4 protein-coding genes and 1 pseudogene are annotated in these 9,851 nt (G+C 75.9%); 3 read left to right on the forward strand and 2 right to left on the reverse strand.

What is annotated here, in order from left to right:
- The first annotated feature begins 6 nt into the window (after window positions 1-6).
- Window positions 7-930, forward strand: coding sequence for a hypothetical protein (locus EAO77_RS26895; protein ID WP_147990842.1), 924 nt, complete (start codon window positions 7-9; stop codon window positions 928-930).
- A 122-nt stretch (window positions 931-1,052) separates the two neighbouring features.
- The gene (locus EAO77_RS26900; protein WP_147990843.1) at window positions 1,053-5,843 is read left to right on the forward strand and encodes a hypothetical protein; all 4,791 of its coding nucleotides are present in this window, start codon (window positions 1,053-1,055) and stop codon (window positions 5,841-5,843) included.
- A 108-nt stretch (window positions 5,844-5,951) separates the two neighbouring features.
- Here the strand turns inward: EAO77_RS26900 and EAO77_RS41485 are convergent.
- Both EAO77_RS41485 and EAO77_RS26905 read right to left on the reverse strand, forming a co-directional pair.
- Window positions 5,952-6,149, reverse strand: a pseudogene (locus EAO77_RS41485) (hypothetical protein); the annotation flags it as partial.
- Between the two features lie 129 nt (window positions 6,150-6,278).
- Window positions 6,279-6,818, reverse strand: coding sequence for a hypothetical protein (locus EAO77_RS26905; RefSeq protein ID WP_261994148.1), 540 nt, complete (start codon window positions 6,816-6,818; stop codon window positions 6,279-6,281).
- Window positions 6,819-7,284: 466 nt separating this feature from the next.
- Here EAO77_RS26905 and EAO77_RS26910 point away from each other — a divergent pair.
- The coding region (locus tag EAO77_RS26910) for a nitrate- and nitrite sensing domain-containing protein (RefSeq protein ID WP_147991049.1) at window positions 7,285-9,851 on the forward strand (2,567 nt) is incomplete at its 3' end.

A 9,851-nucleotide genomic window follows, 5' to 3' on the forward strand; every position in this document is an offset into this window, starting at 1 on the left:
CCACCCGTGAGCGACCACCCTGCCGAGCACTTCGGCGCGTGGAGCGACCCGGTCACCCCCCAGGGACCCCCGGCCGGGCCGATCACCCGGTCCGGCCACGCCCCCGGCGCCCTCACCCCCGCCGACGCCGCCGACGCCGCCCGCCTGGTCTCCTTCGGGCTGCAGCCCAGGCTGCTCCCCGCCCGCGACGCCGAGTACGGCGAACTGCTGCGCAGGTACCGCGAGGACGCCGGCTTCGCGCGCCTGGCCGACGCCGTCGCGACCGGCCTCGGACTCGTCGTGCTGGAGGTCTCGCCGCGCGCCGGGATGGCGGTCACCGCCGCCGAGGACTCCGTCTTCGCGGTCCGGATGGGCGACTACGCCCGCCGCGCCTCCTCCGAATCGGCCGACCGCTTCCTCCACGGCCTCGCCCACCTCGCCGTCGCCGCCATGGCGTTCCCCCGGCCCGAGGACCTCGCCGACGACGGCTACATCGGACGCATCACGGTCAACGGCGTCGACGCCTTCGTCCGCCAGGCATGCCGCCGCCTGGAGGAGCGCGCCGACGCCGCAGGCGAGAACACCGACCCGGCGACCGACGCCCCCGGCCTCGAAGCCGCCTGGCGGGTGTACGCGCGCCGCAGCACGACCGGCGCCACCAAGGACGCCCGGCGGCTCGCCGGATCCACCACGGGCATCATCGGCAAGGCGGTCGGATTCCTCACGGAATCCGGATTCCTCCAGCGGACCGGCGACGACGCGGGAGGCGCCTACCGCACCACGGCCCGCTATCAGCTCCAGGTCCGCGACATGGCGGGCAGCGCCGCGATGGCCGAACTGCTCGACCTCGGCGTCGTCCCGGTGAGCGACGGCAGCGCCACCCTGGTCGCGCCGCCGGGCGACGACGACCTCGACCTGGCCGCCGACGCCGGTCTGCCCTTCCACGCATGACCGCCCGCCGCCCGCGGCCGGGCCCGCCCGCGCGTGAGCGCACACCGCCCCGGCACGCCGGGCACCACGACGTTCCACCGAGCAACACGACGCCAGACGAAGAAGACTGAGAGTCCGCCGCCATGTACGAGTTGTCCCGGGTCCGCCTCTACTCCATCGGTCCCGCCGGTGCGCGCTACGCCGACACCGTGCTCGACCTGCGCGGAGTCGGCGCGCCCGTGCCCAACCCCGCCCCCACCCAGGCGGAGTTCTTCGAGGAGGAGCCCGTCGGCCCGCCGCGCCGCCCGGCGCCCGCGGGCGTCCTCTTCCTGGAGAACGGCGGCGGCAAGTCCGTCCTCCTCAAGCTGATCTTCTCGGTGATGCTCCCCGGCCACCGCAACACCCTCGGCGGCGCCAGCTCGGGCGTGCTGCGCAAGTTCCTGCTCGCAGACGACTGCGGTCACGTCGCCCTGGAGTGGCAGCACACGCAGACCGGAGAACTGGTCGTGGTCGGCAAGGTCAGCGAATGGCGCGGACGCCAGGTGTCCAACGACCCCCGCAAGTTCGCCGAGGCCTGGTACTCCTTCCGGCCCGGCCCCGGGCTGAGCCTCGACAGCCTGCCCGTCGCCGAGTCCAGCGCGGTGCGGCCCTCCGTCGAGGGCGTCTCCGGCGCCCGCGGCCGCCGCCGCACCATGAAGGGCTTCCGCGACGCCGTCACCGACGCGGCCAAGGCGTATCCGCACCTCGACGTGTACTGGGAGGAGATCCACGACCGCTGGAACGAGCACCTCGGCGACATCGGCCTGGACCCCGAGCTGTTCCGCTACCAGCGCGAGATGAACGCCGACGAGGGCGAGGCCGCCGGCCTGTTCGCCGTCAAGAAGGACTCCGACTTCACCGACCTGCTCCTGCGGGCGGTGACCGACACCCGCGACACCGACGGCCTCGCCGACCTCGTCAGCGGCTTCGGCAACAAGCTGGGCCGCCGCGCCGAACTCACCGCCGAGCGCGACTTCACCGCCGGATCGGTCGACCTGCTGGGCCGGATCGTCGACGCGTCCGGCGCCCGGGCCCGGGCCCGCGACGTCCACGCCGGCGCCGAACGGCGCACCCGGACGCTGGCCCGCCGCCTCGCCGCCCGCGCCGCCGACGAGCGCGGGCTCGCCGCCGAACTCGCCCAGCAGGTCGCCGTGGCCGCCCACGACGTCACCGACGCCGAGGAGGCACGCGACCACAGCTCCCTCATCGCCGCCGAACTCGCCTACCGGCACGCCTCGCTCGCCCTGACCGCTGCCGAGAAGGGCGCCGCCGCCCAGCGCCGCGAGCTGATCGACGCGCGCACCCTGCACTCCGCCTGGCAGGCAGCCGAGGCCGTGCTGCGTCATCGCGCGGCCGGCGACCGCTCGGCACGCGTCGCCGCGGCGATCCGCGAGGCCGAACGGGACGCCGCCCCGGCCCTGGCCGCCCGCGCCAAGGCCGCGGGCGACCTCGTGCGCGCCCTGCACGCGGCGGCGGAGGACGGCGAACGCGTCGCCAACGAGGAGGAGGAACGCTCCCGCGCGCTCCAGGAGACCGGCGAGGCGTCCCACCGCGACGCCACGGTCGCCGCGACGGAGGCCCAGCGCGCCCGCAGCGAGATCGGGCACCTGCGCCAGCGCCTGAGCGAGGTCGAGCAGGAGACCGCCGAGGCGGTGCGCGCAGGGTGGCTCGACGACACCGCGCCCGACGCCGATCCGGCCCGCGCCGCGCTCGCGGCCAGCGACGCCGAACGCACCGCCGTCGAGGCGTGGGACGCCGCCCGCGACGCCGCGCGCGCCACGGCGGACCGGGCCAGGGAGGCGGCCGGCGCGGAGTCCCGCGCCGAACTGGCCGCCGCCCGCGCCGAGGACGCGGCCCGCGCCGCGGAGAACGCCTACGAGGCGGAGCGCCGCGCCGCCGAGTCCATCGCCGAGGACGAACGCCTCGCCGGTCTCCTGGGACTCGATCCCGCCGCCCGGCAGCCGGGCGGCGACGCGGCCGCGCCCGTACCGGCACCACGCGCCCCCGGCGGCGCCGGCACGCCCGAGGGACGCACCCCGCCCGCCGCCGGCCGGCCGGACGGGGAACCCGGCCGGCTGACCGCCGAGCAGCTCGACGGCTTCGCCGACGAACTGCGCGAACTGCTCGACGGCTCCGTCGCCTCCGCCGAACGCCAGCTCTTCGACCTGCGCACCGCCGCCGCCGACGACGCCCGCATCCTCGGCGCACTCGGCGACGGCGGACTGCTGCCGCCCGCCCCGGACGTGCTCGCCACCGTCGAGTACCTCGGAGAACACGGCATCCCCGCCCTGCCCGGCTGGCGCTACCTCGCGCAGTCCGTCGACCCGGCCGACCACGCGGCCGTGCTGGCCGCCCGTCCCGAGCTGGTGGACGGAGTCGTCGTGACCGACCCCGCCTCCCACACCCGCGCCCGCGAGGTGCTGGCCGGGGCGGCGCTGCTGCCCCGCTCCGCCGTGGCGGTCGGCACCGCGGCCGCCCTGCTGGCACCCGTGCCCGCCTCGGGAGAGGGCACCGCCACCGACGTCTTCCTCGTCCCGCCGAACCCGGCCATGCACGACGAGCACGCGGCCGACGAGGAGCGGCACGCCCTGCGCGCCCGGGCCGCCGCCCGCGACGAGGAGATCCGCGCGCTCGCCGCCCGGCTCGCCGGGGACCGCGCCCTCGGGGCGCGTCTCGCCTCCTGGCGCGAGGACTGCCCGCAGGGCATGCTCGCCGAACTCGCCGACGGCGCCCGCACGGCCCGCGAGGCGGCGGCCGAGGCACGGGAGGCCCTCGAAGCCGCCCGCGCGGAGCGGGCCGAGGCGGACGAGGCGGCCGCCGACGCCGCGCGTGTCCGCGACGAGCGACAGGAGACGGCCCAGCGCGCCCGCCGCGCCGCCGACGCGCTGGCCGGACTCGCCTTCCGGCTGCGCGAACGCGCCGGCTGGCAGGTCAAGCTCCGCGAACTGGCCGACGAGGCCGCCGAGTCCGAGGCACGCGCCGCAGCGTTCCTGGAGCGGGCGAAGGCCGCCGACGAGGACCGCCGCGCCGCGCAGCGCGCCGGCGACGACGCCCGGCGCACGGCCCGCGCGCTGCGCGCGGAGCGGGCCGAGATCGCGGGAGCCCCGGAGAACCTGCCCGACGACGACGTGCCCCGCGCCGCCCTGCCCACGCTCCGCGAGGCCTATCGCGCCGCGTCCCAGCTCTACGAGAAGGTCGGTGTCGGCGCCGACCTGCGCGCCGAGCAGGCCCGCGCGGAGAGCGACGAGAGCGCCGCACTGGCCGAGCTCGACCGGCTGACGAACAAGGTCCGCACTCGGGCCGCCCAGCTGCTGGAGGGCACCGACGGCGCCGACGGCCCGTCACGGCAGGCGGCCGCCGCCCGCGCCGAGTCCCTGGTGCAGATGCTGGAGACCCGGGCGTCCGAGGCGAGCGAGAAGCTGGGCCGCCTCCGCGGCGAGGCGGAGCGCCTGGCCCCGGCGGACGGCGCGGCTCACACGGAGCTCCCCGACGACCTGGTCCCCGCCGACGCCGGGCACGCGCAGAGCCTGCTGCGCACCGCCTCCGGCGAACTCGCCGCCCGCACCGACGCGCTGGAGGCCGCCCGGGCCGCCCACGCGGGGCTGCTGCGGGCGCACCGCACGGCCGAGGACGCGGCGGGCGGCTTCGACGAGACCGCCGCCCTCCTGCGCGACCTGCTCAGGGACCACCAGCCGGATGAGGAGGCCGCGCAGGCGCCGGAGCCCTATCCGGGCCGGCTGGAGGAGGCCCGCCAGGCCGCGGCCGAGGCGCGGCGTTCGCTGCGCGGCTGCGCCGCCGACCTCTCCGTGGCGGAGGCGGCCGTGCGCGAGGCGAGCGACGTGCTCGTGCGGCACGCCAACTCCACCCGCTACGAGCAGGTGCGCACGCCCGCCCGCCAGCAGATCCGCGAACTGCCCGCCGCGGCTCTGCCGGAGCACGCCGCCAAGTGGGCCGAGGCCTTCGCCCCGCGGCTCAGGGTCCTCACCGACGAGCTGTCCCAGCTCGAACGCAACCGGGACACCATCGTCGACCGCCTGCGCGGTCTGGTCGAGGCGTCCCTCGCCACGCTGCGTTCCGCCCAGCGGCTGTCCCGGCTGCCGGAAGGTCTGGGGGAGTGGTCGGGGCAGGAGTTCCTGCGGATCCGCTTCGAGGAGCCCGACCAGGCGACCCTCGCCGAGCGGCTGGGCGAGGTCATCGACGAGGCCACCCGCGCGGCCGTCAGGAAGAACGCCTCGGCGGCGTACGGCGAGGGGCGGCGGGACGGGATGTCCCTGCTGCTGCGCGGAGTCCAGGCAGCGCTCCAGCCCAAGGGCATCGCGGTCGAGATCCTGAAGCCGGACGCGGTGCTCCGCGCCGAGCGGGTGCCGGTGGGGCAGATGGGCGACGTGTTCTCCGGCGGCCAGCTGCTCACCGCGGCGATCGCGCTGTACTGCACGATGGCGGCCCTGCGGAGCAACGACCGCGGCCGGGACAAGCACCGGCACGCGGGCACGCTCTTCCTGGACAACCCCATCGGCCGGGCCAACGCGACGTATCTGCTGGAGCTCCAGCGGGCGGTGTCGGACGCGCTCGGAGTCCAGCTGCTCTACACGACCGGCCTGTTCGACACCACGGCGCTCGCGGAGTTCCCGCTGGTGATCCGGCTCCGCAACGACGCCGACCTGCGGGCCGGTCTGAAGTACATCAGCGTCGAGGAGCACCTGCGTCCGGGACTGCCCCAGATCGATCCGGCGGGGGAGACGGTGCACGGCGAGATCACGGCGACGCGCATGTTCAAGCGGGCGGCGGCCACCGTGCCCCCACCGGCCTCGCCGGACGCGTCGGAGACGACCGCCCCGCCGGCGGGCGCACCGGGGCGTGCGGCGTCGGCCGCTCAGGCGAGCGCCTTCGAGTAGCGCGAACGGCCGCGTGCGGCCGGTGCGGTGACGGTCGAGGTGTCACGCGGGGGCCGGCCGCGGTGAGGGCGGCCCCCGGGCCCGGAGCGGGCGCGTGGTGCCCGGCACTCAGCGGGCGGACCGCTGCGAGAGGCACCGGCGGGGCTTGCACCGTCGCGTCATCGCGGGATCCGTCGACGTCCCGTCCCGCCCACCGACGGCGCCGTCGTCCCCCGCCGGATCGATCTGGGGCAGTCCCGGACGCAGGTGCTCCTCGACGCTGATGTACTTCAGACCGGCCCGCAGGTCGGCGTCGTTGCGGGGACGACGGCGCCGTCGGTGGGCGGGACGGGACGTCGACGGATCCCGCGATGACGCGACGGTGCAAGCCCCGCCGTGGCGGCACAGGAGGGCAGGGTGCCGGAACGGGAGGGCAGGCACGGGCGGGAGCGGGTGTCAGGCCTCGGAGAGGCTGCCCGCGCCGCGCCGGCGTATCCGCGCCGTGGCGCGCGCGGCGACCTTCGCGGCCTTCCGCTCCCGGCGCCGCTCGCGCCGCAACTGGCGGGCCGTGCTGCTCGGAACGGAGACGACGCCGTTGCGCTGGTTCCACACCTGGCGGGTGACCCACACGTCGAGCACGGCCCAGGTGGCGGCCACGGTGCTCGCCACACTGGCCAGCACGGCGGGGAAGGCGAGCCAGGAGTCCGAGAGCGTGAAGAGGACCGCGGTCATCGCCAGCGTCAGTGTCACGGACACGACGATCACCGCACGCACCGCCGCCGTGCGCACCGGGTCGGCCATCCGCCGCGTGCCATGGGGCTCGTCCGTCCACAGCGGGTGGACCTCGGCGTCCTCGCCGTCCGTCCCGCCACCGCTCTCCCGCCGGGCCGGTGCGGAGGTCCGCGCGCCACGCGGACCCGGTACGTCGTGTCCTGCGAAGGATTCCCGTACGGAACCGGGCGCGGACGCCCCCACGCGACGCTCGTCCGTGTCCATGGATCGTGTCACTCCCCACCTCTGTCCGACTTCAGGGTGACTGCCCGGAATCGGCTGCCCGGAATCGGGCGCTCTACTCGCCGCCGGTCCGTGCGCGGGCCGGCCGCCGGGTGTCCGGCGGGCGGCTGCGACGGGCTGCGGGCGACGATGCCCGGCAGCGGTGAACCGGTGAGGCTTCCCCTACGTATTGACGAGTGAGACGGCGCGAAGATTCCCCGGGAATTGCAGGCGGCGAAGAATTCAGGCCATCTGTGCGCGTCCGGAATGCGGTGCCGCGTCGCGGCCCGAGCGTGCAATCGCGAATGCCAACTCCGCGAATAGCGGGACATCCTGTGATCGGTCTGTTCATGGAAGGCCGAAAATCGTCCCGGACGTGTCTTCGGGTTGTCACTCCCTCGGTAGTAGGCTCTCGCCGTTTGCTGACGGAACACCCGCCGCGCCGGGCCGGGTTGAGCAGGGGGAGGCCATGCGCTTTCGCGGGAAGTCGATCCGCCGGAAGATCGTGGCGCTGCTGCTTGTCCCCCTGCTGTCGCTCACCGCCCTGTGGGGATTCGCGACCGTACTCACCGGACGCGAGGCCGGACAACTGCTGGACGCCACCGCGGTCGCGGAGAACGTCGGCACCCCCGTCGAGGACATGACCGTCCTGCTCCAGGAGGAGCGCCGCCAGACCCTGGTCTACCTCGCCGACCGCCGCGCGTCGGACGCGCTGCCCGCCCTGCGCACCCGGCGCGACGCCACCGACGGCGCGGTCGCCGCGATCCGCGCCGCCGCCGCGCGGCAGTCCGTGCGCGACGACATGACCGGCGAGACGTCACGGCAGCTCACCGACCTGCTCGACGCCCTCGACGGTATCGCCGCACTGCGCAGGTCCGTCGACGGCAACACCGTCTCCCGCGCCGAGGCGCTGGCGTTCTACAACGGTCTCGTCGACCCCTCCTACGGCTTCCTCACCACGGTCCGCGCCCTGAACGACGCCGGGATGGAGCGCCAGGGCCGCGCCCTGCTCGGCCTGCTGCGCGCCCGCGAGATGCTCTCCCGCGAGGACGCCCTCGTCGCCTCCACGCTCACCACCCGCAAGGTGACCGCCCCGGAGATCCGCGCGCTCAGCGATCTGGTGGCGCAGCGCAAGCTCCACTACGAGGTCAACCTCGAGAACCTCCCCGGCCGGGAACGGGAGATCGTCAAGACCTACTGGCGCAGCCCCGAGACCGCCCCGCTGCGCGACGCCGAGGAACGCCTCATCGCCGCCGGCCCCGACAAGCGGCTCCCCTCCGCCGAGCTCGAACGCTGGCAGGAGGCCGCCACCCCCGTCCTCGACGACCTCGCCCGTGAGGCCGTCGAGGCGGGCGACCGCTACCACGACCGGATCGAACCCGCCGCGTACGGCGTCTTCGTCCGCGCGGGCGTGGCCGGGGTGCTCGGCTTCCTGGCCCTGCTGGTGTCCGTGATCGTGTCCGTCCGCATCGGCCGGGACCTCGTGCGCGACCTCTCCAGGCTGCGCAAGGAGGCCCACGAGGTGTCGGGCGTCCGTCTGCCGAGCGTGATGCGCCGTCTGGCGGCGGGCGAGCACGTCGACGTCGAGACCGAGGCCCCCCGGCTGGAGTACGACAAGGACGAGATCGGCCAGGCGGGCCAGGCCCTGAACACCCTCCAGCGCGCCGCCGTCGAGGCCGCCGTGCGCCAGGCCGACATGCGGCGCGGCGTCTCCGAGGTCTTCGTCAACCTCGCCCGGCGCAACCAGGTGCTCCTGCACCGTCAGCTCACCCTGCTCGACGCGATGGAGCGCCGCACCGAGGACACCGAGGAACTCGCCGACCTGTTCCGGCTCGACCACCTCACCACCCGTATGCGGCGCCACGCCGAGGGCCTCGTCATCCTCTCCGGAGCGGCCCCCTCCCGGCAGTGGCGCAAGCCGATCCAGCTGATGGACGTGGTGCGGGCCGCCGTCGCCGAGGTCGAGGACTACGAACGCATCGAGGTCCGCAGGCTGCCGCGGATCGGCGTCGGCGGCCCCGCCGTCGCCGACCTCACCCATCTCATCGCCGAACTCCTGGAGAACGCCACGGTGTTCTCGCCCCCGCACACCGGGGTGCAGGTCCACGGGGAGCGGGTCGCCAACGGCTTCACCCTGGAGATCCACGACCGCGGGCTCGGCATGACGCCGGACGCGCTCCTCGACGCCAATCTGCGGCTCGCCGAGACGCCCGAGTTCGAACTGTCCGACACCGACCGGCTGGGCCTGTTCGTCGTCAGCCGCCTCGCCCAGCGCCAGAACGTGCGGGTCTCGCTCCAGCAGTCCCCGTACGGCGGCACCACCGCCGTCGTCTTCATCCCGGCTGCCCTGCTCACCGAGGCCCCCGAGACACAGGGCACCGGCTTCCGGCTCGACCGCAAGAGCGACAGCGCCGCAGGGCGCCGTGAGCAGAGCAGGCTCGCGCTCTCCCAGGTCCCGCCCGGTCCGGCCACCGCGGCCCTGCTCGACGGTCCGGTCGAACTGGAGGCCCCCCTCGGGCCCGAGGACCGCGACAGGGTGCGCGAGGGTGACCGGGGCCGGGAGCGCGGCGCGGCCGTCACCCGGGAACCCTCGGTCACCGGCTCGGCGGACCTGGGCGACATCGACGACACGGAGAGCGCGCGGGGCGGCATCTTCCGCGCCCGCTCCCTCCAGCGCGACGGCGACCAGGGCGCGCCCCGGCAGGCCCGGCCCGCTGCCGCGCCCCCGCTCGGCCCGGTACCGCTGCCGCGCCGCCGCCCGCCGACGCTGGTCGCCGATCACGGCCGTCGCGTCGACGACCGGGGTGCCGAGGGACGCCACCATCCGCACTCCGAAGCGGACGACGCCGCGCCGGAGCCGTCGCGCGAGGGACGCGGCGGCGGACGCACGGCGCCCGTGACCGGCCCCGTCCCGCTCGCGCGCCCCCTCGACGGCCGGGAACGGGTGCGCCCCTTCCCCATGGGCCCGGCGGGCGAACGGCCCTCGCCGGAGGGCCCCGGGGCCCCCAGTCCCTTCGCCCCGCCCCGTGCGACGAC

The sequence above is a fragment of the Streptomyces sp. T39 genome (assembly GCF_008042045.1).
GTDB lineage: Bacteria > Actinomycetota > Actinomycetes > Streptomycetales > Streptomycetaceae > Streptomyces.